The following is a 23,864-nucleotide window of genomic DNA, read 5'->3' as shown; positions in this document are numbered from 1 at the left end:
GGGCCATGAGCAGCGTCCGGGAAGGCCCGGCCGGCACCATCTACCAGCAGGTGCAGGCCTCCGACGAGTTCCGGGAGTTCCGCGGACGGATCCGCCGGTACGTCTTCCCGATGACGGTCATCTTCCTGACCTGGTATCTGGCGTACGTGCTGCTGGCGAGCTACGCGCCGGTGTTCATGTCGACCCGGGTGGTCGGCACGATCACGGTGGGCCTGCTGATCGGGCTGGGCCAGTTCGTCAGCACGTTCCTGATCACCACGCTGTACGTGCGGTTCGCGGCCCGGTCGATCGACCCGGACGCCGAGCGCCTGCGGGCGCGGGTCGAGAGGGCGCACGGATGAGCGCCGTCGCGCAGGAGGCCGGTGGTCCGGTCGGCAGCGTCGCGGCGAACGTCGGCATCTTCGGGCTGTTCATCGCCGTCACGCTCGTGATCGTGTTCCGGGTCAGCCGGTCGAACTCGACGCGGGCCGACTACTACACCGGCGGGCACGCGTTCACCGGCCCGCAGAACGGCACCGCGATCGCGGGCGACTTCCTGTCCGCGGCGTCGTTCCTCGGCATCGCCGGTGCGATCGCGCTGTACGGCTACGACGGGTTCCTGTACTCCATCGGCTTCCTGGTCGGCTGGCTGGTGGCCCTGCTCCTGGTCGCCGAGCTGCTCCGGAACACCGGGCGCTTCACGATGGGCGACGTGCTGGCCTTCCGCATGCGCCAGCGTCCGGTGCGCGCGGCGGCCGCGACGTCGACGCTGGTCGTGTCGCTGTTCTATCTGATCGCCCAGATGGCGGGCGCGGGCGGCCTGATCTCGCTGCTGCTGCAGATCCCGAAGACCGACCGGTTCGCCCAGGGGATCGTGGTCGCCGTCGTCGGCCTGATCATGATCTTCTACGTGCTGGTCGGCGGGATGAAGGGCACCACATGGGTGCAGATCGTCAAGGCCGGTCTGCTGCTCGTCGGTGCCGCGATGCTGACCGCGTGGGTGCTCGGCCGCTACGGGTTCAACCTGTCCGAGATCATGACCCGGGCGACGCTGAACTCGCCGCAGGGCGAGGCGCTGCTGAACCCCGGCCTGCAGTACAAGAACAAGATCGACTTCATCTCGCTCGGGCTCGCGCTGGTACTCGGCACGGCGGCGCTGCCGCACATCCTGATGCGCTTCTACACCGTTCCGTCCGCGAAGGAGGCGCGTCGCTCGGTCGTCTGGGCGATCTGGCTGATCGGGATCTTCTATCTGTTCACGCTCGTGCTCGGGTACGGCGCGACGGCACTGCTGCCGCCCGGGACGATCACCGCGGCGAACCAGAACGACGCCGCCCCGCTGCTCGCGTACGCGCTCGGCGGCGAGCTGATGCTCGGGCTGATCTCGGCCGTCGCGTTCGCGACGATCCTGGCCGTCGTCGCCGGGCTGACGATCACTGCCTCCGCGTCGTTCGCGCACGACGTGTACGCGAACGTGCTGCGACGCGGGAACGCCACCCCGGAGAAGGAGGTGCGGGTCGCCCGCTCGACGGCGGTCGGCATCGGGATGGTCGCGATCGCCGGCGGCATCGTGGCGAACGGCCAGAACGTCGCGTTCCTGGTGGCGCTGGCGTTCGCGGTGGCCGCGTCGGCCAACCTGCCGACGATCCTGTTCTCGCTGTTCTGGAAGCGCTTCAACACGACGGGCGCGCTGTTCAGCATCTACGGCGGTGTGCTGCTGTGCGTCGTGCTGATCGTGTTCTCGCCCGCGGTGTCCGGCACGCCGACGTCGATGATCCGCAGCGCGGACTTCGCCTGGTTCCCGCTGTCCAACCCGGGCCTGGTCTCGATCCCGGCGTCGTTCCTGCTCGGCGTGATCGGCACGTTCCTCGGTTCGCGGGAGCGCTTCAACGCCGCCCGCTACGCCGAGATGGAGGTCCGATCGCTCACCGGGGCCGGGGCCGTCCGCTCCACCCAGGAGACGGAGGAGCCGTCCCGGGAGGTGTCGGCCACCTCGGTCGGCGCGATCCCGACGTACGGCCCGGACGCGCACCGCTACGACGCAGCACGGGCCGCCGAGGGGACCGGCAGGCACGGTGCCCGGCCGCCGCGACCCGGAGCGGCCGCCGACCCGGCGGAGGGACTGACGGCGCCCCAGCCACCGGTCGACGCGCCGCGCCGACACGCGGATGGCGGTGGGCAGGTCCCTCCGCCCGGGCCGAACGAGATCACCGTCCCGCACTTCTCGCTGCACCCGGACTATCGGCGCAACTAGTGTCGTGTCGCGCGACGTCGGAGCCGGAATCGGCGGATCCGGGCGTTCGCAGGCACGGCGCCGCCCGCAGCTCGTACCGGGCGTCTTCGCACCGCCTGCGGGCGACCGGGCCTCCGAGCGATGCGGCGCTGGTCTCACCGGGCGTTAACCGGGGCATGACGCGGGTGCGTGGCAGGATGGCGGCATGACCCAGGTGCAGTCCGTCGCGGTGTCCGACCTGCCGGCCGACGCGCCGTTGCTCGACGTCCGGGAGCTCGACGAGTGGAGCGCCGGGCACGCGCCGTCGGCCCGCCACGTCCCGATGTCCGAGCTGCCCGGCCGGATGTCCGAGGTCCCGTCCGACGAGCCGCTCTACGTGGTGTGCCGCTCCGGTGGCCGGTCCGCCCGCGTCGTCGCCTACCTCGCCCAGCAGGGTTACCCCGCCGTGAACGTCGACGGCGGCATGCAGGACTGGGCCGCCTCCGGTCGCTCCGTCGTCACCGACGACGGCAGCGCCCCGCGGATCATCTGAGATCCGATGGACCCGGCGGTGTCCCCGGATCAGGACGTCGTGACGCCGCCGTCCGGACGCCCGGTCGTCCCGCCGCCGTCGTGTCCGCGGTGCGGCCGGGCAGCGCCACCGGGCCGCGGACCGTTCTGCTCGTACTGCGGCCGCTACCTCGCGGCGCTGGAGTGGGTGGCGCTGCCGCCCGACCCGTCGAGCCTCCCGGAGGCGGCGCGCCCGCGCTCCGGCCTGCTCGAACGTGCCCGCTACGAGGGGCCTCCCCGCTACCGCGACGTGCCGCGCTGGGGACTGCCTCCCGGCCCGTGGCGTTCCGGCTCCGCGGACGACGCGCCGGTGACGGCGCTCGCGCAGGCGCGTGCGAGCGCCTCCCAGCTGTTGCCGCTGTTGCTGGTCACCGCGGTCGTGACGGCCGTGGGCGCGGCCGGTGAGGTGTGGCGGTACGTGCTGCTGCTGTTCAGCCGGACCGAGGCGTTGTCCCCGACGGCCGTCGCGTGGTCGGACTCGATCGTCCTGGTCGGCGGGTGGACGTCGGTCGTCGGCGTCCTGGCCTGCGGGGTTCTGATGATCAGCTGGACGCGCCACGCCGTACGCGCGGCCGCCGAGCGGTCCGGGACGACGCCGGCGCGGTCGTCGCGGATGCTGGTGGCCGGCTGGCTCGTCCCCGGCCTGAACCTGGCCGTACCGGGCGCCGTGCTGGCCGAGATCGAGCACGCCGCGCTCGGGCTGCCCGCGGACTGGCGCCCGCGCCCGTCGACGGAGCTGCTGGTCTGGTGGGCCCTCTGGGGCGCCGGGGTCGTGCTCGCCTTTGTCACGGCGCTCTGGTCGTTGCGCACCGGGACGCAGGCGCTCGCCGACGGCGTGGTGCTCCACGCGTGGCTGGACGTCCTGGCCGTCGTGACGGCCCTGCTCACCCGACGCGTCGTGGCGCGCCTCACCCGTCTCCTGGAGCCGAGCTCCGGCGGCCACCGCGAGTTGCTGGTGACGTCCCGTCCCGCCGCCCCGACGGGGTGAACACGGCGAGAGTGCTGCTCCCGTCGCCCATGATCGGCAGGACTGGAGGGAGCGCGCCACCAGTGGCGTGATCCGACCGGTTGCGCTGACCTTCGGGACGGACATGGCCGCGTCACCGTTCATGATCGGCGGGAGTGGAAGCAGCGCGCCACGGGTGGCGTGTCCTGACCATTTGCGCTGATCATCGAGCCGGAGCGCCGGGCCGTCTCCGTCCATGATCGGCAGGACTGGCAGGGGCGCGCCACCAGTGGCGCGATCTGACCGGTTGCGCCGATCTTCGGGTTCGCTGCGGCGAGCGCTGCGCGGCGGTTCCGGTTGCGCGAGAGCCGGTCATGTTGTGCGGGAGGAGCTCTCGTCCAACCGGTCAGGCGGAGGTGGAGCCGCCCGGAACGGTCTCCTCGGCCGGAACCGGTGACGCCGGCCACGTGGGTGACACGGCCGGAGCCGACGGTGCAGCCGGAACAGACGGTGTGGCCGTCACCGACGCCGCGGCCGGAACCGGTGGCGCGGTCGGCACGGAGGGCGAGGCGGGACGGGCGAGGCCAGGGGGGAGGGCGGACGGGGGTGCGGGGCGGCGCTGATCGGGCACGAGGTCGGCGGCCTGCGGCTCGTCCTCGGCGTCGTGGCGATCCACCTCCACGGGCGTCGCCGGGGCGGGCGGGGCGGTCCACGCCGAGCCCGGACGGCGTCGTGGCACGAGGGCGGCGGGCTCCACCGGGATGCCGACGATCGCCGGGACCGTCGATGCCGTCGCGCTGTCGGGCGTCGTGCCGGGGTCGGACGGGACCCACAGCAGTTCGCGGTCCGAGTGCGTCGCCGCGTCCTGGCCGGCGGGCCGGTCCGGGCCGGTGGGTGACGCGGGAGGCGGCGGGGTGGGCGTCAGCAGCCGGTTCGGTTCCCAGCCGTCGGCCGTGGGCCGCAACGCCATCGACGGGCCCGCGGTCAGGGCGGCGGCGGAGACGGCGCGCAGCCGTCGTCGCAGCCGGGACAGCGTCCAGCCCGCCCCGTCCGCGAGCACGACGGCCAGCGCGAGGCGGCCGCCGTGCGGGTCGGTGACGGTTCGCAGGACGTGCCGTCCGCCGTCGCCGGCGTTCACGATGACCTCGCAGTCCTCCGGACCCGGCGCCATCGCCGACGCGGTACGGACGATCTCTGCGTGCGCGGCGCCGCGTGCCTCGGTGCCCGGCCCGCCATCGGTGTCCCGCCCGCAGGCGTCGAGCACCATCCCACTGTCCACGTCGACGAGTGCGGCCGCGCGGACGCGAGGATCGCTGGCCAGCGGACCGAGCACGGCGGCCAGTCCGTCGGTGCGCACGTTCACGGCGTGCCGGTGCCGTCCCACCGTCAGCTCAGCCGTCCCCCGGTCGCCGGGTCAGCGCTGCGGAGCCGGGTAGTAGCCCTGGCCCTCCGCCTGACGGGCCTGCGGGACACCCATGGAGAACTGCTGCTCGATGACGCGCAGGTCCCGTCGGGCCATCGCGAGGTTGGCCTGGGCCCGGTTCAGCACCAGGTAGAAGAACAGGTTCTCGTCGTGGGAGCCGCGGATCAGCCGGATCAGGTGGTACTGCGAGTCCAGCGTGATCAGGATGTCCTCGATCGTCTCTCGCAGACCCAGCTTCTGCATGATGTCGAGCTTGGTCTTCACGACGTCGGAGTTGCCGGGGGCCGCAACGTCCAGGTCGAACTCGGGGCTGCCGCCACGGGAGCCGAGCGTCATGCCGCTGTCGTAGTCCACGATCGCGACGGCGAACGCACCCTTGATGTTGGCGGCCATGTCCAGCGAGTGCTCGACGTTGTTCATGAACGAATCAGATCCTCGGAAAGTGTGGGGAAGCGGTCGGGGAGAAGACGGACGGTAGACCCGGAAAATGGGCTCAGCTCGTAGATGTGATATGTATCACAGTCTTCTCGAGTGCGTCACTGCATTCGTCGTAGAGCGTCGAGTAGGCGCCTCATCGTGTAGAGGTCGTCCGACCATCCACGCGCGATCGGAACGGAGATCGGTTGCTCCGGCGCGGCGTCCACGACGGGCGGGGCGGGCGCGGTCGCCGGAGCCACCGGGCGGCGGGGCGGCGGCACCGCGGACAGCGTCGCGCCGGGGCGGCGCACGGCCTGGGCCGGCCGCGGTTCGGGCTTGCGCGGTGTGCGAACGGGCAGCACGGGCGGCGACGGCGCGGGGGCCCGCTGCTCCGGGACGACGGCGGGGGTCCGCACGACCGGCCGGGCCGGAACCGGATCGATCCGTTGTGGCACAACGGGAACCGAACCGTCTAGTCGCAGGTCGCCGAGCGCCCGCCTGGCCAGCGCGAGATTCCCGTGCGCCCGGTCGACGGACAGGTGCACCAGCACCGTGCGTGACGCCGTGTGGACCAGGCGGAGCAGGTGGTAGGTGCCGTCCGTGGTGATCATCACGTCGTCGAGCTCGCCGTCCGGGCGCAGCGCGGCGCGCAGGCCTGAGCCCCACCGGACGGCCGCGGCGGGGTCCGGGCCGGGGTGGCCGTGTTCGGCCAGGACGTCACCGGTGACGTCGTCGGCCACGCACGAATAGCGCGCTCCCGGAATCGTCGCGATGTCCCGGAGCGCCGCGGAAAACGGGTCCACGTCTCCTCCAGTGCGCAATCGTGCCAGATCGGAGAACCGCGCGAAAATGCGTCCAGCAGGAGGTATTGCATTTCCGTTTGCACGAAGATCGCTTGCGCCGGACAGCGTAATCAACCAGCTACGCTCGGTGAACGTACAGCTGGGTCCAGCCCCTCATCACGAACCGCGGGCGCCGCACCGGCACCCCGGCGAGGCCCATGGTGGGCAGGCGATCGGCCAGCGCGCGCAGCACGGCCGCGACCTCGGTGCGCGCGAGCGGCGCGCCGAGGCAGTAGTGCACCCCTGCGCCGAAGCCCAGGTGCGGGTTGGGCGACCGTCCGATGTCGAGCGCGTCCGGGCGGGAGAACACGGCGGGATCCCGCCCGGCCGCTCCGAGGAGCGCGCCGATCCGCGAGCCGGCGGGCACCCGGTACCCGTCGATCTCGGTGTCCCGCAGGGCGGTCCGCTCGAACAGCTGCAGCGGCGCGTCGAACCGGATCAGCTCCTCCACAGTGGACGTCACCAGGCCGGGGTCCGCGACCACTCCGGACCAGGTGTCCGGGCGGGACAGCAGCGCGTGGACGCCGTTGCCGATCACGTTCACGGTCGCCTCGTGGCCGGCCATCAGCAGCAGCACGGCCGTGCCGACCAGCTCGTCGGCCGACAGCCGGGACCCGTCCGCGTCCCGGACGGCATCGAGGTCCGCGATCAGGCCGTCACCGCCCCGCGCGACCAGGGAACGCAACAGCGCCACGAACTCCGCGGACGCGCGCTCGGCCGCGGCGCGCACGTCGTCGCCGGGGTCGGGCTCGTACATCCGCACGATCGCGTCCGACCAGCCGTGCAGCGGAGCGCGTTCGGACTCCGGGACGCCGAGCAGGTCGGCGATCACCGCCACCGGGAGCGGCTCGGCCACGAGGGAGACCAGGTCGGCGGGCGCGCCGTCGTCGATCCGGCCGGCCAGCGCACCGACCAGCTCGTCCGCCCGTCGCTGCACGGCGGGCGCGAGACGCGCCGTGTGGCCACGATCGAACGCGGCGGCCACCAGGCGTCGCAGACGGGTGTGCGGTTCGCCCTCCCGCTCGAGCAGCGAGTTGCGGTGCAGCAGGTCGAACATCGGCAGCCCCGCGTCGGTCCGCACGCGCCCGAGCGCGCGGTCGCGCAGCACGGCCGAGCACGCCGCGTGCGAGACGGCGACCGGGAACCCCAGTCCGGCGTGCGGGTGCACGCCGCCGACGGCCCGCATCCGGGCGTACGACGGGTACGGGTCGGCCAGGAACGCCGGGTCGGCCGGATCGAAGGGGGTCACCACCCGCTACCTTGCACCACGATGGGTAGGAAGCAGCGCACTCGAGCAGCCACCGCCGTCGCGGACGCGGGCGAGAACCCCCGCCGTCCGTGCCCGTGCGGGTCCGGCAAGCGGTACAAGAACTGCCACGGCGCGGGCGACGACGTGATCGTCATCCGCCCGTTCGAGGGACTGGCCGCCGAGCCGGACCTGATCGCGATGCGGGAGTTCCTGCCGTCGGCGACGGCGGAGCTGCCGTTGCGGGGTTCCGACGGCGATCCGGTGACGCTCGCGTCCGTGCTGCCCGGCGCGTCCGCCGCGCTCGTGCGCGACACCGGCGAGCAGCTGCTCGGCATGCAGGTGCAGACCCGGTCCGGTGACCTGTCCGCCGACCTCGCTGGCGCCCTGAGCTGGGCGCGCACGGCGGAGGCCGGTTCGTCGCTGCCGGTCGTCGGACCGTCGACGCGCACGTCGGAGCGTCTCCAGGACCTGCTCGACCCGGAGATCCCGCTCGAGGTCACGCTGCACAGGGACTTCTCGTGGTGGCTGACCGGTGAGCCGGACGCCGAGGAGAGCGCCGCGCTGGAGCGCGCGAACTCGGTGATCCTGCCGACCGACCGCGTCGATGCGCCGGGCGTGCGGGCCGCCTACTGGGTGGACACCGGCACGAAGGCGCACCTGCGCTGGGTGCGTCCGGAGCCGGAGGACCGGTTGATGGCGGCGCTCGCGCGGCTGTCCGAGCGCGGGCAGCTCGAGCTGTCCGAGGACAGCAAGTACGCCGGGTCGTTCCGCGCGCACGGCCTGCTGGTGCCGGTGTGGGATCTGGACCGGGAGATGCACTCCTCGGAGTGGGCCGAGCCGGCGGCGACGTTCGCCGCGCGGCTCGACGAGGCACTCTCCGGGATCGACGACGAGCCGCTCACCGTCGCCGAGCACCGCGCCCGCGACGTGCTCGCGGGCAAGCAGATCACGCTGCGGTAGTCGTCCCGGTCCGACCGCCGGCGACCGGCGGTGCGGTGTTGTCCGCGGGCTCGCCCTTGGCCAGCTCGCGGGCGACGAAGTCCTCGATGTGGAACAGGTTGTCGCCCGCCCGGCGCACGACCGTGAGCAATGTGGACATCGAGGCCACCTCCTCGACCTGCTCCTTGAGGAACCACTGCAGGAACTGCTCGCCGAGGTAGTCGCCCTCGTCGCGGGCGGTGCGGGCGAGCGCGGTGATCTGCTCGGTCACCTGCTTCTCCTGGGCCAGCGCGAGCTGCACGACGTCCTCGACGCCGGTGAACTCGTTGCGCACCTCGTCGATGCCCGGGATGTGCGCGCGGTGATCGGAGTCGAGCAGATACTGGATCATGCTCATCGCGTGGTTGCGCTCCTCGAGGGCCTGCGCGTAGAAGTGCGCGGCGAGCTGGGGGAGATCCTCGTCGTCCAGGTAGACCGCGACGGCCGTGTACTGCTGGCTGGCGGTGAACTCGTTGCGGATCTGGTCCCGCAGCATGGCGTGGAACTTCGTCTCGTCGGACACCGCCCGATGGTATCCAGCGACCGGCTCCACACAGGGGATCCTTAGTATCCCTCACATGGGACTTCTGGACGGGAAGGTCGTCGTCGTCACCGGCGCGGGCCGTGGCATCGGCCGTGGTGAGGCGCTGGAGTGCGCGGAACAGGGCGCGGCGGTCGTGGTCGCCGAGTTCGACCCGGCGGCGGGCGACGCCGTCGTGGCCGAGATCACCGGGAACGGCGGGCGGGCCGTCGCCGTCGGTGGGGACGTCGCCGAGGCCTACGTCGCCGACTCCCTCGTCACGACGGCGGTGGAGCACTTCGGGCGCCTCGACGCCGTCGTGAACAACGCCGGGATCCTGCGCGACCGGACCACCGCGAAGCTCTCCGACGACGAGTGGGACGCCGTGATCCGGGTGCACCTTCGCGGGCACTTCCTGCCCACCAGGGCCGCGCTGCGCCACTGGCGCGAGGCCGGCACGCCGGGCCACCTGGTGCACACGGCGTCGACGTCCGGCCTGCTCGGCAACTTCGGCCAGTCCAACTACGGCGCCGCCAAGGCCGGCATCGCCGCGTTCTCCACGATCGTTGCGATGGAGGGCGCCCGGGCCGGGATCACGTCCAACGCGATCGCCCCGACGGCGCTCACCCGGATGACGCTGGACCTCATGCCGCAGGAGTTCCGCGACCAGCGGGACGCGGCGCTCGCCCGTGGCGAGTTCGACTTCTTCGCGCCGGAGAACGTCGCGCCGCTGGTCAGCTACCTGTGCTCGGACGAGTCGTCGCACATCAGCGGCAAGGTGTTCGGCGTGCAGGGCGACAGCGTCGAGATCTTCCAGCCGTGGACGTCGGTGGCCGAGGTCAAGGGCGACGGGAAGCGCTGGGACCCGAGCGTGCTGGCCGGCCGGATCGACGAGCTGTTCGGCTCGTCGGGCATCCAGGCAGGCCCCGAGAACATGATGGCGCGCATGCGCTACCAGATCCTGGACGAGCACTGATCCGGATCGCGGCGGGCGGATGACCCGTCGTCGCACAGGAAGTGGTGCCCTCGCACGTGCCCGGGCTCGTGCGAGGGCACACGAACCTGTGCGAGGGCGGGGTCAGAAGCGGATGCCCGGCAGCAGGGCGTAGCCCACGAAGGCCACGACGTCGATCAGCGCGTGCGCGCCGATCAGTGGCCAGAGCCGGTCGTGCCGCTGCCACACGCGTCCGAAGATCAGTCCCATGATCGCGTTCCCGACGAACGCGCCGACGCCCTGGTAGAGGTGGTACGCCCCGCGCAGCACGGCCGCGGCGAGCACCGACCGGTTCTCCGACCAGCCGAGCTGGCGCAACCGGGTGAGCAGGTACCCGATCATCACCACCTCCTCGGCCCAGGAGTTCGCGAGCGCGGACGCGACCAGCACGGGGGTCCGCCACCAGACGTCGGTCAGCGTGCTCGGCGCGACGTCCGGGGCGATGCCGAGCGCGCGGGCGGCCAGGTAGAGGCCGAGGCCGGGGATGCCGATCAGGGCGGCCAGGCCGAGCGATCCGAGCGTGTCCCGGCCCGGCCGGGTGCGGTCCAGGCCGACCCGGCGCAGCGACAGCCCGGCCCGCAGCAGCAGGTAGGCGCCGAGCGCGCCCCAGCCGACCAGCTGCAGCACGCGGACGAGCTGGTAGGCGAGGTCGACCAGCGCGTCCGTCGACGCCGGGGCGTTCAGTGTGACCTGTTGCGACGACAGCGGTGCCGGCGCGAGCAGCGCGTCCAGCAGCGACAACCCGCTGCGCAGGGCCGACAACCCCAGCGTCACGGTCAGCACGACCGCGATCTCCAGGCCGATCAGACGACGCTCGCGGGGGTCGGTGACGACCTCGACCGCGGACGGCGCGGGTACCAGCCAGTCCCGAACTGCCACGGCGGGCGACGCTACCCGGCCGCGTATCCTGGGCCGCGTGCTGCGGCTCCTGGTGTCCCCGAAGTGGATCACCTGGCACGTGCTGACGCTCGGTGCCATGGTGTCCTGCGGGTTCCTGTCCGCGTGGCAGTGGCATCGGGCCGGTGAGGCCATGGGGTCGGCGCTGAACGTCGGCTACGGGGTCCAGTGGCCGTTCTTCGCGCTGTTCTTCGGGTTCATGTGGTGGCACTTCCTCCGCATGGAGGTCCGGGAGCTGCGGGCTGCGGAGGCGTCGACGCCGGAGGTCCCCGTCCAGCGCCCCGAGCCGGAACCGGCCTCGGAACCGGAGCCCGCACCCGTCGTCGTCGACGACCGGCCGTCGCCCTTCACGCCCCGTCCGGCGGGGGTCGAGCCGTCCCGGCTGTCCGACCCGCAGATCCGGGCCTACAACGACGCACTGGCCGAGCTCGCGGCCAGGGACCAGGAGAAGTGACCGTGGCGATCGCGACCGCGCTCCGGATCTACCGGGTCTCGGCCTGGGTCACCGGCATCGGCCTGCTGCTGCTGACGTTCTACGCCATGCCGGCCAAGTACTTCTTCGGCGACCCGCGACCGGTCGCCCTGATCGGGATGATCCACGGCTTCCTGTACATGATCTACATCGTCTGCACGCTGATCCTGGCCGAGCGGACGCGCTGGAAGCCGGCGTTCGCGGTGCTGATCCTGCTCGCCGGGACGATCCCGGTCGCGTCGTTCGTCGCCGAGCGCAAGGTCACACGCAAGGTCCACGCCGAGCACCTGACCGCCGCCGGTTAGAGGTCGCCGGCGACGGCCAGGGTTCCCGCCGGATGGTTCGTCAGGTCTGTTCGGTGGGGGCCGGTGAGGTGCGGAACGGGCAGCCGACCAGCTCCCCGAACCGCGCCCGCAGCTCCTCGACGGTGGTCGCCTCGCTGGAGAACGCGAGCCGCACGTCGTGGCCACCCGCCGGCGTCTGCACCCGCACCCGCAGGCCCCAGCGGTCCACGCCGAGCGGGCGGATGCGCGCGCCGGCGTCCAACGGCACCGACGCGGGCAGGTGCCGGGTCAGCGCCGCGAACACCTCCGGGTGTGCCTCGTCGAGGTGGCGCAGCCACTGGTGCTCCACCAGGCAGAACGGGTCCGGCCGGGCGGTGGCGAGCTCCACGGGCGTCGCGGCCGCGCTGCCCTCCGCGTCGGAGTACACGACCGAACCCGGACGCAGGCGGACGATCGTCGCCCCGTGACCGACGTCGAGCAGGCGCGGGTGCGGCCGCAGGTCGGCGAGCCGGAGCGCCATGTGCCTGGAGACGTGCTCGTTCGGCTGGTGCACCCAGCCGACGATCCACAGCAGCTCACGCACCGGGTCGGCGACCGGGACCGGGGCGTTGTCGGTCACCTCCAACATCACGGCGAGATCGCCGCCCGGTGACCTGCGCAGGCGGGCCAGTAGCGGCTCGTCGTCCTGCAGGAGCAGGTCGGTCGTGCCGTCCGGGTGCACGTGGTGCATCAGCGGCGTGACCGGGTCCGGCTCGCCGGTACCGACGAGCGCGGCGACGCCGCCGCGGGCGGCCAGGCTCCGGGCTCGCTCCGTGATCGACGGGGCCTGCGGCCGCGGCGTGCGGGTTCTTCCCACTCCCTCACCTCCATTTAGGTAACCCTTACTTAATCAACTGTGGAGGCGGGTGTCCAGAGGTGTGGAACACGCTGTCAAGGCCCCCCTTTGTCAACGGGCCGTGACCCGACCGTTAGCGTGCTCAGCCGTGATGACCGTGCCCTCGGGTTCCACCGCCGACCCGTGGCCGATCCGCCCGTTGCTCGCCGCGCTGGTGGACGACACCAGCCTGCTGCAGCCGAAGGCGACCGCCCCGGGTGTCGACGCCGTGGTGTCGCGGTACCTGGCCGCCCGCGACGGCCACTACGGCGGACTGGTCGGCCGACTCGTCTGCCCCGCCTCGCAGCTGCCTGCCGTGGTGACCGAGCTGGCCCGCTCCGCGCCGTCACGGCCCGCGGACCTGGCGCTCGTCGTGGACACCGGGCTGGGCGCGGTCCCGAAGGCGCTGTCCACCGTGTTCTCCCGGTCCAGCCTGCTCACGCCGAGCACGGTCGAGTGCGCCGCGCCCCCGGACGTCGACGGCGTCTGGCTGGAGCGCGTCTCGGAGTTCGTGCCGGACGAGGTCACGGCCGTCGTCGAACCCCGCCGACCGCTGGACGGTGAGCCGGAGGGCACGGCGGCCTGGCTGGAGGCCGTGCGGAAGGTCGCCGAGCACGGCTGCACGCCGAAGATCCGGATGGGCGGTCCGCGCGCGTCGGACGTCCCGACCGTCGACGAGGTGCACAGCTTCCTGGAGACCAGCCTGGAACACGGCAAGGGCGGTCTGAGCGCCCAGGGTCTGGACCGGATCGTCAGGGACAGCGAGGAGACCGACTCCGACCGCGGCCGCCACGGGCTGGTCAACCTGATCGTCGCGGTGGCGCGGATGACGGGTGTCAGCGCGTCGCCCGCCCCGGCGAAGGACGCGCTGCACTCGACCGACCGTGAGTCGCTCGCCCGCGAGCTGGACGAGTTGCCCTCGCCCGCCGTCGAGCGGGTGCGGGCGGTGCTGCCGCGCTGCGGGGTGGATCCGGAGCCGGTCCCGGTCGCGGATCTCGTCGCGCTCGGCCTGCTGGACTGACCCCGTGACGCGCATCGGCTTCCTCGGCCCGCACGCCACGTTCACCGAGCAGGCCGTCCGGTCGCTCCGGGAGTCCGAGGGCGCCGAGCTCGTGCCGCTGCCCGGATCGCCGGCCGTGCTGGCCGCCGTCCGCGACGGCTCGGTGGACGCCGGTTGCGTGCCGCTGGAGAACAGCGTCGAGGGGGCCGTGCCCCCGGTCCTGGACGGGCTCGTCGAGGACCCGCCGCTGGTGATCGTCCGCGAGGCCCTTGTCGCCGTCCGGTTCACGCTGCTCGGCAGGCCCGGCACCACGATCGACGCGGTCACGACGGTCGCGTCCCACTCGCACGGGCTGGCGCAGACCCGCGGGTGGGTCGCCGCCCACCTGCCGGACGCCGAGGTGCGGGTGAGCACGTCGACGGCGGAGGCCGCGGCGCAGGTCGCCCGCGGGGAGGTGGATGCGGCCGTGTCCTCGCCGCTGGCCGCCGAGCAGCACGGCCTCGAGGTGCTCGCCGACGACATCGCCGACAACCCGGGTGCGGTCACCCGGTTCGTGCTGCTCTCCCGGCCGGGCCCGCCGCCGGCGCCGACCGGCCGGGACCGCACCACGCTGGCCGCCACCACCCGGAACCGGCCGGGCACGCTCCTGGGGCTGCTGACCGAGCTCGCCGTACGCGGGATCGACCTGACCCGGATCGAGTCCCGCCCGCAGAAGACCCGGCACGCCGAGTACTGGTTCCACCTGGACTGCTCCGGGCACGTCGCCGAGCCGGCGATGGGTGAGGCGCTCGCCGCGCTGCACCGGCGCTGCGACCGCGTCCGCTTCCTCGGCTCGTTCCCCCGCGCGGCCGGTACGGCGGAGCCCGCCGACGCGTCCGGCGGGGTCGGGAGCCCGGTCGTGCCGCTCTCGTCGGCGACGACCGACGAGTTCACCGCCGCCGACGAGTGGCTGGCGCGGATCCGCGACGGGAGCTCCACGTAAGGTCGCGGTCGTGACCATGGACAGTGCCGACAGGGCCGATCCGGGCAGCGCTGCGTTCACGGCGGCGACCACCGGTCGTCGGGAACCGGGTGTCCCGCCGGACGACGGGCGGGTGCGGCTCGTGCTCGTCCGGCACGGCCGGACGCCGTCGAACCTGGCGCACACGCTCGACACCGTGCTGCCGGGGCCGTCCCTGGACGAGGTCGGCGCCGCGCAGGCGGACGAGGTCGCCGGCCTGCTCGCGGACTGGCCGGTGCGCGCCGTCTACGCGTCGGTCGCCGCCCGCGCCCGTGAGACGGCCGCACCGATCGCGGCCCGGCTCGGCATCGCGGTGTCCATCCTGGACGGAGTGCACGAGATCTCGGTCGGCGACCTGAACGGCCGCTCGGACGACGAGGCCAAGAAGATCTTCGACGACGTGTTCACGTCCTGGTGGGACGGGGACACCGCCCGTCCGCAGCCGGGCGGTGACTCCGCCGACGACCTGCGCGCCCGCTTCCTGCCGGACGTGGACCGCGCGCTGGACGGGGTGACCGACGGCGCCGTCGTGATCGTCAGTCACGGGGCGGCGATCCGGCTCACGATGTCGGCGCTGCTCGCCGGACGCGACGGCGAGACGTGGGCGCGGGACAACCTGATCCCGAACACCGGTCGGATCGTGCTTCGCGCCGACCCGGACGGCTGGACGCTGGAGAGCCACGACCCGATGCCGGCTTAGCCGGATCGGTCAGCCCCAGCCGAGCTCGTGCAGGCGCTCCTCATCGATCCCGAAGTGGTGCGCGATCTCGTGCACCACGGTGATCGCCACCTCGTCGACGACCTCGTCGGAGTCGGAGCAGAACTCCAGCACGGCGTCCCGGTAGACCGTGATCCGGTCCGGCAGATGCCCGCCGTACTCGTGCGTGCGCTCGGTCAGCGCGACCCCCTCGTAGAGCCCGAGCAGCTCCGGCTCCTCGGGGTGGCGTTTCTCGACGAGCACGACGACGTTGTCCATCCGCGCCGTCAGCTCGGCCGGGATCGTGTCCAGCGCGTCCGAGACGAGCTCGTCGAACCGGCGCGCGGACATCTCGACCGCCACGCCGTCGATCACGGGGCCAGGCCCGGCAGGCCGGGCGGGATGTTCGGCAGCGGTGCGGCCGAGGACGAGGCGGGGTTGGACGTCGGGCTGCCGGGTGCCGCGCCCTGTCCGGGCGCGCCGGTCGGCGGGCCGGACGGCGCCGCCGGGGTGCCGGGGGCCGCGGGAGCCGCGGGCTGGTCCGCGACGGTCAGGTTGCCCTTGATCGAACCGGTGATCGCCGCGAACCCGCTGCCGTCCGGCAGCAGCGTCGCCAGGTTGCAGTTGACCTTGCGGCTGCCGGCGTTCCAGGACGCCTCCGACAGGTTGTCCCAGTAGACGGTCAGCTTCTTCTGGCCGATCACCTGCGGGTTGCCGGCGAAGTCGTTGGCCGCCTTCTGGCAGGCGGGCTGCAGGAACCCGTCCTGGTCGTCGACCGACGGCGGCTTCGTCGGGTCCTTGAACTGCTGGCCGAGGTCGATCACGCCGACCGCCTCCACGGCGTGCGGCTGCGCGCAGTCGGTCGGGTCCCCGACGGTGCGGCCGTTGATGCCGAGGCACGTGCCGGGGGCGACGATCGCGGACTGGTCCTGGGACGCGACCGTGCCGGTGATCGGCAGCATCTCACCGGACCGCGACGCCGTCTGCAGGCCGCAGCGCATGGCCTTGTCGCCGCCGTCCCACCGCTGCTGGGACGGCTTGAGCGCGCCGACCCGGAACTTGCCGTCCGGGTCGAACTTGCCCTTCAGGTAGTTCGTGACGGCCGGCGTGCACCGGTCGGAGACGAGCTTCTGCCAGGCGGCGTCGTTCGGGAACGCCGGCTGGTCGGCCAGCTTCACGCTGCCGGCCTGCTCGAACAGGTGTGGCCGCGCGCAGTCGACGGTAGCGGTGTCGGCCGCGTCGTCGCGCGTCCAGTTCAGGCAGGTCCCGGCGGTGTCCGGCGGTGGAGGAGCCGGGGGAGCGGCGGCCTCCGCCTTGCCGCCCCCGGTCACGTTCGAGCCGAGCACCGGCATCCCGGTCCCGGCGAACGAGTCGACGGTCGCCACGACGAGCATCAGGAACGCGCCGACCAGCACGCCGACGCCGATCCGGCGGGCCGTCGGGCTCGTCGGCAGCAACTTCGACCCGGTCCCGGACGCCGCGGCGACCGTCCGCGTCGCGCCGCCCCGGCGTCCGGGACGGACGGGCGTGCGTCGGTCCGGACCGGAGCGGCCGGACGGCAGGTGGGTCGTCGTCGGATCCGGGGAGCCGTCCTGGCTCGGGATCCGGGCGCGCGAGTACCGGCCGTCGTAGCCGTCGTAGGCGCCGCCGGATCCGGTGTCCACGACGGCGGTCGCTGAGGAGGGGGCGTCGGGTCCGTCCGCGTACCGGCGACGGGGGGAGCCGGCGCGATCGGACCCCGCGGGGGAGACAGGATCCATGACGGTGTCCATGATGCCGTCCCGCTCGGCGTTCACCCAGCCCGGGCGTGTCGCGTCGCGACGGTCGGTCGTCACCGTGCTGCGAGCGTCCGCACCGGCCTCGTCCGTTGCGAAACGGAGACCGTTCGTCCCACCTCAGGTGCTGGTCGGCCGGGCGCGACCCGGTACGGTTCAACTCGGGGGTGAGCCATGACCGACGACGGCCGACACTCGGGGGACCAGGACGACCCGCAGAACAGCGGGGCGGCGTCCTCGCACGGGTCCGAGGAGCCGACCGGGCGCGTCGAGCACGCCGGTGCCGCGGGGGCGGGCGCGAGCGAGCAGCCGACGCGGGCGCAGAGCGCCGCAGGACCGGACGAGCCGACGACGGGCCCGATCCCGACGTCGGCCGCCGAGTCGACACCGACGACGCCGACGCGTGGCCGGATCCGGCAGCAGGACGAGAACACCGCACCGCGCGAGCCCACGCTGGCCGAGCGCAGGGCGCGCGAGAAGAAGATCGAGTCGGACCGGCAGAAGATCGAGGCGGACCGTGAGGCCGTCCGGGTCAAGGAAGCCCGCTCGAAGAAGAACAAGCGGATCCTGATCGGCACCGGGGCGACCGTCGGTGTCGTCGCGCTGATCGCGGCGATCTACGCCGCCTCGTCGGACGACGACGAGGTCGAGGCGCGCTGCGTGGACGACCAGACCGGCGTCGTCGTCTCCGACGACAACTGCCAGCAGCCGGTCGCCCAGAACAACAACTACGGCGGCGGGGTCGGCTTCTTCCCGATCTTCCTGGGCGGGGGCGGGCGGCAGTACCACTACAACTACGGCGGCAGCGGCGGTCTCGGTCAGGTCGCGACCGGCGGGACGACGACGGTGCCGCGGGACGGCACGTCCGTGCGGAGCGGCACGTCCGGCAGCAGCGGCAAGGTCTCCAGCGGCGGCACGATCTCGCGCGGCGGGCTCGGGGTCTCCAGCGGCGGCTCGAAGGGCGGCAGCAGCGGGTCGTCGTCGGGCAGCAGCGGCAGCAGCGGTTCGTCGAGCGGGAGCTGAGGAGAGGGCCGTGCGCCGCGAGCAGGGCACCCCGCGCCAGGGGTGGCAACGATCCGTCGCCGAGCAGGGGCTGGTGTTCGGCACGCCCGGACGCGACGGCAGCGGCGGCGAGCGCCCGTACTGGGACGAGTCCGTCCACTACGTGTTCGACATGGACGAGGTACTGGCGCTCGAGGCGGACGTCGAGCTCCTGCACTCGATGTGCCTGGACGCCGTCGACCACGTCGTGACCACCGAGCGGTTCCGCGACTTCGCGCTGCCGGAGTGGTGCTGGGAGGCCGTCGCCGCCTCCTGGAAACGCCACGACCCGCACATCTACGGCCGCTTCGACCTGCGCTACGACGGGTCCGGCCCGGCGAAGCTGATGGAGTACAACGCGGACACCCCGACGTCGCTGCTCGAGGCGTCGATCCTGCAGTGGAACTGGCTGCAGGACGCCCACGGCGACGACGACCAGTGGAACTCCCTGCACGAGAAGCTCGTCGAGCGCTGGGGCGAGATCAAGGCGTCGCTGCCGAGTGCCGAGGTGCACTTCACGTGGTCGAGCGCGGACTCCTCCGGCGAGGACCACATCACGGTCGGCTACCTGCAGGAGACGGCGGCCGAAGCGGGGCTGGACACGATCGGCCTGGCGATCGAGGACATCGGCTGGGACTCCGCGCTGGACCGGTTCGTGGACCTCGAGAACGCCCCGATGGCCGGTGTCTTCAAGCTCTATCCGTGGGAGTGGATCCTCGGCGACGACTTCGGCAGGCACGTCGGGCGCAGCCTGCCGGAGACGCTGTGGCTGGAGCCGCTGTGGAAGACGCTGCTGTCCAACAAGGCGCTGCTCGCGGTGCTCTGGGAGATGTACCCCGGGCACCCCAACCTGCTCCCCGCGTCGCTGGGTGACCCCGGGTTCCTCACCGAGTACGTGCGCAAGCCGCTGCTCGGGCGGGAAGGCGCGAACATCCAGATCGTGGCGCCCGGCTACGAGACCTCGACCGGAGGCGTCTACGGCGAGGAGGGCTTCGTCTACCAGGCGTTCGACCCGCTGCCCGAGTTCGACGGCTACCGGCCGGCCCTCGGCGCGTGGATCGTCGGCGACACGTCGGCAGGCCTCGGCATCCGCGAGACCGCCGGGCTGATCACCGACGACGGCGCCGCGTTCGTCCCGCACCGCATCCCGGACTAGGCGCTCCCGACCACCCCGCTCCGACACCCCCGCACACCCCGACGAAACCGGACCTTTCCGGCTTACCGCTCCCCTGGAGGCCCGCAGTGACCGTCCTCGCACAGGCCATCGACTCGACCTACTGGGGCTTCGTCGGCCGCGGTGTCGGCGCGATCCTGCTGTACGCCGTGATCGGCGTGCTGCTGATGCTGCTCGGGTTCTGGGCCATCGACCTGACGACACCGGGCAAGCTGCCCGCGATGGTCAGGGCGGGCCTGCCGAACGCGGTGACGATCACCGCCGCCGGGATGCTCTCGATGGCGTTCATCATCGTCGTCGCGATCTACAACTCGTCCGGCTCGCTGCTCGAGGGCATCATCTCGTCGCTGATCTTCGGCCTGGTCGGGATCATCGCCCAGGTCGCGGCCGTGCGGATCCTGGAGTGGGTGACCGGGATCGACATCGGCGAGGTGATCCAGGCCGAGGAGCGCCGGGCCGCGGCCACCGTCGTCGCGGCAGCGCACCTGGCGCTCGGCCTGATCGTCGCGGTCGCCGTCGTCTGAGACCCCGTTCCGGTACGTCGACCGGCCGAGACGACGGGGACACCGCTAACGAGCGACTCTCCCGGCCCGAGTGCTTTCCATGACCCGCGCCCGTCGCCTCGATGCCGAGTGGCTGGACTTCGGTGCCCATCTGCTCGAACAGCCGCTGACAGCACTGCCGCACGAGCAGATCGCCCGGCAGCTCATCGCGGCGTTCGACGGAGTGGGTTGCTCGTACACATCGTTCGGCGACGGCATGACCATGTGGCCGCCGGAGTTCTGGGGCGGGCCGGCCGACTACGACAACGCGGGCGTCGCGGCCCGCGAGTCGACCTGGATCCACCCGATCGTCCAGTACCTCGACGCCCGTGGTGAGGCGGACGCGGTGCAGATCGCGGACGTGCCGAGCTGCTTCCACGAGGCGTGGCGGGCCCGGGGGATGGACTCCTACTACCGGTCGATGAGCGTGGATCACCATCTGTCCCTGCCGCTGAGCGTGGAACCGGGCACCCAGGCGGCCTTCGTGATCGGTCGCTCGGACGCATTCGACGACGGGGAGATGACGCGGGCCGCCCGTGTCCGGCGGCTGCTGGTCGGGCTGGAGCGCCAGGCGTCGGCCCTGCGGGCCGCCCGACCGGCGGTGACGTCCGCGGATGGAGGATCGCGGGGCGACGTGACGCTGACCGGTCGCCAGCTGGCGGTGCTGTGCCTCGCGGCCGAGGGGCTCACCGCCGCTGCCACCGGGCGCCGGCTGGGTATCGCCGAAGGCACGGTCCACAAGCATCTCCAGAAGGCGTACGCCACGCTGGGGGTCTCCGATCGGCTGTCGGCCGTACTCGAGGCGCAGCGGATCGGCCTCATCGTCGTGGCACTACCTACATCTGGGTATCGAACCGCCGGAATCGACCTGCCTACCGTCGTCCGGCCGACGTGACAGTCCCCCGAGATCGTTCACGACGTCGGCGCCCCGGCGGAGGAGGAACGATGAAAGTGACGTGGGACGGCGGCACCCTCAAGATCGAGCTCGACGAGCCCGAGACCCAGAAGTTGCTCGGTGCGTTGAAATCGGGGGACGCGACGGCCGTCAAGGTCCTCCTGTCGGCGGCCGGCCTGTCCAACCTGGTCGTCGGCATCGTCGTCGCCGCGCTGGTGCTCCACGCCACCTGGGAAGCTGCTCTGATCAGCGACGCCGACAAGGGCGACGGGGTGTTCCTGACCCAGCCCGCATTCCCGCTGGGCGGTGCGGTTGTCGTGCCGCAGACCCGGTACGTCCAGGACATCCCGTCGGACTGGGCCTCCCGGGACACGGGAACATTCGTCAGCGACCACGGTGACCGCGTGGCGTGGTCGATCGAGCGCGGGGCGATCCCGGCCGGCGTCGCGGCGTTCCGACTGCGCGACGAGGTGGCGGACTCCCGCGAGTTCCGTCTGCGCGACGGGACCGGGGGTGAGTGGACCGTGCAGGCGAGGCCTGGCACGCAGGCGGAGAACGGCCTCTACGCCGACCAGCTCGGCAACGGACAACAGTTCACCTTCCGCCGACCGACCGGCTTCCTGGACGTCTGGACGGACGCGTTCGCCATCGGTGGCATCGAGGGCGTCCGCGGGGGCGATCGCGTGACCTACACCTGGACCGCCTGAGCCGGCGGACGAGGACACGCGGTGTTCCTGCTGCTCGCAATCGGCATCGTGATCGTGGTCGTCGGGGTACTGAAGACGATCGACCACTTCGTCGAGCGCCATATCGGGATCGTTCCCGCGATCGTTGTCGGAGCGATCCTGTCGGCGCTGGTCATGGGCGGGATCCGGTCGGCGGCCTAGGACGCGGCCAGGCCGGTGGGGCACCTGCCGCCGGGCGGCTACGGTTATCACCACCAGTGACGGTCGTCGCCGGTCAGGCGAGCGCGGCGATCGCGTCCACACGCGCCTGCGGTGGTGGCATCGCCTCGATCTCGGAGCGGACCGCGCGTGCGGTGGCGGCCAGCTCGCCGTCGTGCACGAGTCGGTGCAGTGCCTCCGGCGTGACCGGTCCGGCGATGCCGGCGCCGCGTGCGGCGACCAGCTCGGCGTTGTGCCGCCGGTCGCCCGCACCGGGTACGGCGAGCTGCGGGATGCCGGCGCCCAGCGCGGTCAGGACCGTGCCAGCGCCTCCGTGGTGCACGACGGCGGCGCAGCCGGGCAGCACGTCCGGCAGCGGTACCCAGCCCACCCCGCGCACACCGGCTGGCATGCGCCGGATCATCCGTGCCGTCGGGCGGACCAGCACGAGCTCGCAGTCCAGCCCCTCCGCCGCCTTCACGGCGGCGGCCATCGGGTCACCGCGCCCCGGGCCGGCCACCGTCGTCCGGGTGACCAGCACGCGTGGACGCTCGGACGGCACCCGCAGCCAGCCGGGGATCGCGTCCGGGTCCGGCTCCCGGTCCGGTGCGCCCGGCCGCATCGGCAGGCCGGCGCGCTGCCCGACGAGGCTGGACGGGGCGATCGTCAGCGTCACGGCCGGGTCCGGGAGCTCGGTCATGCCGTGCCGCCACAGCGCCCGCTGCATCGTCCGGGCGCCGAGCGTCGCGTCGACGAGCTCGCGTCCGGGGAACAGGTTGTTCTCCAGCAGGACGACGGGCACGTCGTGCCGGGCGGCGGCGAGCGCGCCGGACGCGGCCAACGGCTCGTGCACGACGACGTCGGGCCGCCACTGCGCGACGACCGTCACCAGCGCGTCCGCCAGCTCCTCGTTCACCGGCCCGAACACCGAGCGGACCCCGCGGTCGCCGCCACGGCCCGCCAGCTCGGCCCGCGCGGTGACCGGGTGCGCCACCATCGCGGTGGCCGCGATCCGGCCGAACCGCACGTTGCGCGCCACGTCGATGGCGGGGAGGTTCCCGGTTCCCGCCGCGAGCGCCTCGCCGCCGCTGGCGACGAGCACCTCGTGCCCGGAGTTCCACAGCGCGTCGGCCAGCGGCAGCATCGGCAGCAGATGGCCCGGCAGGGGAGCGGACACCACCAGGACGCGCACCTGGTGAGCGTAACTCCGAAGCGGGCCCTCGCCACGCCCGTAGGGTGGGATTCGTGATCTCGCCCGAGGAGTCCGTCGCCGATGCGCGTCCCGTCGGCGCGCCCCGGCTCGTCGCGACCGACGTCGACGGCACGCTGCTCGGCGACGACAGCGAGATCTCCGCCCGCACGGCGGCCGTGATCGAGCGCCTGGTGGCGGGCGGCACGGCGTTCGCGCTCGTCACCGGACGACCGCCGCGCTGGATCCCGCCGATCGCGGCGAAACTGCCGGACGGGCTCGTGCACTGGTGCGTCTGCGCGAACGGCGCCGTGCTCTACGACGCGGTGGCCGACGAGGTGCTCGACGCGCGCACGCTCGCCCCGGAGGCCGTGCACACGGTCGCGGCGACGGCCACCGAGCTGTTCCCCGGCTGCGGCCTGGGGATCGAGCGGGTCGGCTCGGCCGCGACCGGCACGTTCGACGAGTTCCTGGCCGAGCCCGGCTACGTGCACGCGTGGGGCGAGTCGGACGCCGGCCCGGCCACCCGCGACGAGCTGCTCGCCAGGCCGGTCACGAAGCTCCTGATCCGCTCGCCGGAGCTGTCCAGCGAGCAGATGATGCGGGCGCTCGCGCCGCGCGTCGGAGATCTCGCCGACCTGACGTTCTCGCACCCGAACGGCCTGATCGAGGCGTCCGCGCCGGGCGTCACGAAGGCCACCGGGCTGTCCGGGCTGGCCGACCGGCTGGGCATCGCGCGCTCCGACGTCGTGGCGTTCGGGGACATGCCCAACGACCGGGAGATGCTGGGCTGGGCGGGCCGGGGGGTGGCGATGGGCAACGCGCACCCGGACCTGCTGGCGCTGGCCGACGAGGTGACCGCGCCGAACTCGTCGGACGGCGTCGCGGAGGTCCTCGAACGCTGGTTCTAGTGGCGTGACGCGCGGCCCCGATCCGGGGCCGGAGGTCACCCGCGCGTAGCATGACGCGTCGGCATCGCCTGCGCCCGGAACGGATCGGCGGGGCGGAAC

27 protein-coding genes and 1 pseudogene are annotated in these 23,864 nt (G+C 72.8%); 18 read left to right on the top strand and 10 right to left on the bottom strand.

Going from position 1 to position 23,864, the window contains the following annotated elements; genetic code table 11:
- Positions 1 to 5 precede the first annotated feature (5 nt).
- The 4 genes and pseudogenes from EV378_RS16420 (at position 6) to EV378_RS16405 (ending at position 3,749) form a co-directional block, all read left to right on the top strand.
- A complete protein-coding gene (locus EV378_RS16420; RefSeq protein ID WP_132426166.1) occupies positions 6 to 341 on the top strand; it encodes a DUF485 domain-containing protein in 336 nt (111 codons plus the stop codon).
- A pseudogene (locus EV378_RS16415) lies at positions 338 to 1,930 on the top strand (solute symporter family protein); the annotation flags it as partial. The gene EV378_RS16420 and the pseudogene EV378_RS16415, both read left to right, overlap by 4 nt.
- 487 nt (positions 1,931 to 2,417) lie before the next feature.
- Positions 2,418 to 2,744 carry a rhodanese-like domain-containing protein gene (locus EV378_RS16410; protein ID WP_132426160.1) on the top strand — a complete coding sequence of 109 codons (327 nt, stop codon included), beginning with the start codon at positions 2,418 to 2,420 and terminating at the stop codon, positions 2,742 to 2,744.
- 18 nt (positions 2,745 to 2,762) lie between these two features.
- Positions 2,763 to 3,749: a DUF4328 domain-containing protein gene (locus tag EV378_RS16405; RefSeq protein WP_165922310.1), complete on the top strand. Its 987-nt coding sequence runs from the start codon at positions 2,763 to 2,765 to the stop codon at positions 3,747 to 3,749.
- 364 nt (positions 3,750 to 4,113) lie between these two features.
- On the opposite strand, the gene EV378_RS16400 is transcribed toward EV378_RS16405, so the two are convergent.
- The 4 genes from EV378_RS16400 to EV378_RS16385 form a co-directional block, all read right to left on the bottom strand.
- Positions 4,114 to 5,064 carry a hypothetical protein gene (locus tag EV378_RS16400; protein ID WP_132426155.1) on the bottom strand — a complete coding sequence of 317 codons (951 nt, stop codon included), beginning with the start codon at positions 5,062 to 5,064 and terminating at the stop codon, positions 4,114 to 4,116.
- Between the two features lie 57 nt (positions 5,065 to 5,121).
- Positions 5,122 to 5,550, bottom strand: coding sequence for a hypothetical protein (locus tag EV378_RS16395; protein WP_132426152.1), 429 nt, complete (start codon positions 5,548 to 5,550; stop codon positions 5,122 to 5,124).
- 116 nt (positions 5,551 to 5,666) lie between these two features.
- On the bottom strand, positions 5,667 to 6,287 hold the full coding sequence (locus EV378_RS16390) for a hypothetical protein (protein WP_132426149.1): 621 nt from the start codon (positions 6,285 to 6,287) through the stop codon (positions 5,667 to 5,669).
- A 181-nt stretch (positions 6,288 to 6,468) separates the two neighbouring features.
- Positions 6,469 to 7,638, bottom strand: a complete 1,170-nt coding sequence (locus EV378_RS16385; RefSeq protein WP_243653496.1) for a cytochrome P450 — start codon at positions 7,636 to 7,638, stop codon at positions 6,469 to 6,471.
- Positions 7,639 to 7,659: 21 nt separating this feature from the next.
- Here EV378_RS16385 and EV378_RS16380 point away from each other — a divergent pair, with 21 nt between their 5' ends.
- Positions 7,660 to 8,598, top strand: coding sequence for a DUF5926 family protein (locus tag EV378_RS16380; protein ID WP_132426146.1), 939 nt, complete (start codon positions 7,660 to 7,662; stop codon positions 8,596 to 8,598).
- Here EV378_RS16380 and EV378_RS16375 read toward each other — a convergent pair.
- On the bottom strand, positions 8,585 to 9,139 hold the full coding sequence (locus EV378_RS16375; RefSeq protein ID WP_481404374.1) for a ferritin: 555 nt from the start codon (positions 9,137 to 9,139) through the stop codon (positions 8,585 to 8,587). The two genes, EV378_RS16380 and EV378_RS16375, sit on opposite strands and share 14 nt — an antisense overlap.
- 55 nt (positions 9,140 to 9,194) lie before the next feature.
- On the opposite strand from EV378_RS16375, the gene EV378_RS16370 reads away from it, so the two are divergent.
- Positions 9,195 to 10,112, top strand: a complete 918-nt coding sequence (locus tag EV378_RS16370; RefSeq protein WP_132426143.1) for an SDR family NAD(P)-dependent oxidoreductase — start codon at positions 9,195 to 9,197, stop codon at positions 10,110 to 10,112.
- 102 nt (positions 10,113 to 10,214) lie between these two features.
- On the opposite strand, the gene EV378_RS16365 is transcribed toward EV378_RS16370, so the two are convergent.
- On the bottom strand, positions 10,215 to 11,009 hold the full coding sequence (locus EV378_RS16365) for a CPBP family intramembrane glutamic endopeptidase (RefSeq protein WP_243653495.1): 795 nt from the start codon (positions 11,007 to 11,009) through the stop codon (positions 10,215 to 10,217).
- A gap of 37 nt (positions 11,010 to 11,046) precedes the next feature.
- On the opposite strand from EV378_RS16365, the gene EV378_RS16360 reads away from it, so the two are divergent.
- Together EV378_RS16360 and EV378_RS16355 are read left to right on the top strand one after the other, a co-directional pair.
- Positions 11,047 to 11,481, top strand: a complete 435-nt coding sequence (locus EV378_RS16360; RefSeq protein ID WP_132426137.1) for a hypothetical protein — start codon at positions 11,047 to 11,049, stop codon at positions 11,479 to 11,481.
- A gap of 2 nt (positions 11,482 to 11,483) precedes the next feature.
- Positions 11,484 to 11,804: a DUF3817 domain-containing protein gene (locus tag EV378_RS16355; RefSeq protein WP_132426134.1), complete on the top strand. Its 321-nt coding sequence runs from the start codon at positions 11,484 to 11,486 to the stop codon at positions 11,802 to 11,804.
- A 40-nt stretch (positions 11,805 to 11,844) separates the two neighbouring features.
- Here EV378_RS16355 and EV378_RS16350 read toward each other — a convergent pair whose 3' ends face one another.
- Complete coding sequence (locus tag EV378_RS16350) at positions 11,845 to 12,639, bottom strand: DUF2470 domain-containing protein (protein WP_132426131.1); 795 nt, start codon at positions 12,637 to 12,639, stop codon at positions 11,845 to 11,847.
- Between the two features lie 130 nt (positions 12,640 to 12,769).
- Here EV378_RS16350 and EV378_RS16345 point away from each other — a divergent pair, with 130 nt between their 5' ends.
- Genes EV378_RS16345 through EV378_RS16335 form a run of 3 tightly spaced genes read left to right on the top strand, consistent with a single transcriptional unit; the run spans position 12,770 to position 15,357 of the window.
- Positions 12,770 to 13,678, top strand: coding sequence for a hypothetical protein (locus EV378_RS16345; RefSeq protein WP_132428005.1), 909 nt, complete (start codon positions 12,770 to 12,772; stop codon positions 13,676 to 13,678).
- Positions 13,679 to 13,682: 4 nt separating this feature from the next.
- Positions 13,683 to 14,639, top strand: coding sequence for a prephenate dehydratase (pheA, locus tag EV378_RS16340; protein ID WP_132426128.1), 957 nt, complete (start codon positions 13,683 to 13,685; stop codon positions 14,637 to 14,639).
- A 16-nt stretch (positions 14,640 to 14,655) separates the two neighbouring features.
- Positions 14,656 to 15,357, top strand: coding sequence for a histidine phosphatase family protein (locus EV378_RS16335; protein WP_132428003.1), 702 nt, complete (start codon positions 14,656 to 14,658; stop codon positions 15,355 to 15,357).
- A 9-nt stretch (positions 15,358 to 15,366) separates the two neighbouring features.
- Here the strand turns inward: EV378_RS16335 and EV378_RS16330 are convergent, their stop codons facing one another.
- Together EV378_RS16330 and EV378_RS16325 are read right to left on the bottom strand one after the other, a co-directional pair.
- Entirely contained in the window at positions 15,367 to 15,705 is a 339-nt protein-coding gene (locus tag EV378_RS16330) for a metallopeptidase family protein (protein ID WP_424511243.1), read from the bottom strand.
- 20 nt (positions 15,706 to 15,725) lie between these two features.
- Positions 15,726 to 17,018, bottom strand: coding sequence for a septum formation family protein (locus tag EV378_RS16325; RefSeq protein ID WP_165922309.1), 1,293 nt, complete (start codon positions 17,016 to 17,018; stop codon positions 15,726 to 15,728).
- Positions 17,019 to 17,303: 285 nt separating this feature from the next.
- Here EV378_RS16325 and EV378_RS16320 point away from each other — a divergent pair, with 285 nt between their 5' ends.
- From EV378_RS16320 to EV378_RS35375, 6 genes are all read left to right on the top strand, one after another.
- The gene (locus EV378_RS16320; protein ID WP_132426122.1) at positions 17,304 to 18,152 is read left to right on the top strand and encodes a hypothetical protein; all 849 of its coding nucleotides are present in this window, start codon (positions 17,304 to 17,306) and stop codon (positions 18,150 to 18,152) included.
- Between the two features lie 10 nt (positions 18,153 to 18,162).
- Positions 18,163 to 19,326 carry a glutathionylspermidine synthase family protein gene (locus EV378_RS16315; protein WP_132426119.1) on the top strand — a complete coding sequence of 388 codons (1,164 nt, stop codon included), beginning with the start codon at positions 18,163 to 18,165 and terminating at the stop codon, positions 19,324 to 19,326.
- Between the two features lie 86 nt (positions 19,327 to 19,412).
- A complete protein-coding gene (locus tag EV378_RS16310) occupies positions 19,413 to 19,868 on the top strand; it encodes a DUF350 domain-containing protein (protein ID WP_132426116.1) in 456 nt (151 codons plus the stop codon).
- 79 nt (positions 19,869 to 19,947) lie between these two features.
- Entirely contained in the window at positions 19,948 to 20,781 is an 834-nt protein-coding gene (locus EV378_RS16305; RefSeq protein ID WP_132426114.1) for a response regulator transcription factor, read from the top strand.
- 50 nt (positions 20,782 to 20,831) lie between these two features.
- Positions 20,832 to 21,488 (top strand): hypothetical protein, encoded by a 657-nt coding sequence (locus EV378_RS16300; protein WP_132426111.1) that lies wholly within the window; start codon positions 20,832 to 20,834, stop codon positions 21,486 to 21,488.
- A 21-nt stretch (positions 21,489 to 21,509) separates the two neighbouring features.
- Positions 21,510 to 21,668 (top strand): hypothetical protein, encoded by a 159-nt coding sequence (locus EV378_RS35375; RefSeq protein WP_165922308.1) that lies wholly within the window; start codon positions 21,510 to 21,512, stop codon positions 21,666 to 21,668.
- 73 nt (positions 21,669 to 21,741) lie between these two features.
- Here the strand turns inward: EV378_RS35375 and EV378_RS16295 are convergent, their stop codons facing one another.
- Positions 21,742 to 22,857: a nucleotide disphospho-sugar-binding domain-containing protein gene (locus tag EV378_RS16295; RefSeq protein WP_132426108.1), complete on the bottom strand. Its 1,116-nt coding sequence runs from the start codon at positions 22,855 to 22,857 to the stop codon at positions 21,742 to 21,744.
- A 53-nt stretch (positions 22,858 to 22,910) separates the two neighbouring features.
- On the opposite strand from EV378_RS16295, the gene EV378_RS16290 reads away from it, so the two are divergent.
- Positions 22,911 to 23,765: an HAD family hydrolase gene (locus EV378_RS16290; protein ID WP_243653494.1), complete on the top strand. Its 855-nt coding sequence runs from the start codon at positions 22,911 to 22,913 to the stop codon at positions 23,763 to 23,765.
- The last annotated feature ends 99 nt before the right edge of the window (positions 23,766 to 23,864 follow it).

Source organism: Pseudonocardia endophytica (assembly GCF_004339565.1).
Lineage (GTDB): Bacteria > Actinomycetota > Actinomycetes > Mycobacteriales > Pseudonocardiaceae > Pseudonocardia > Pseudonocardia endophytica.
Note: the sequence above shows the minus strand (reverse complement) of the source record. Positions and strands in the feature narration are given on the sequence as shown.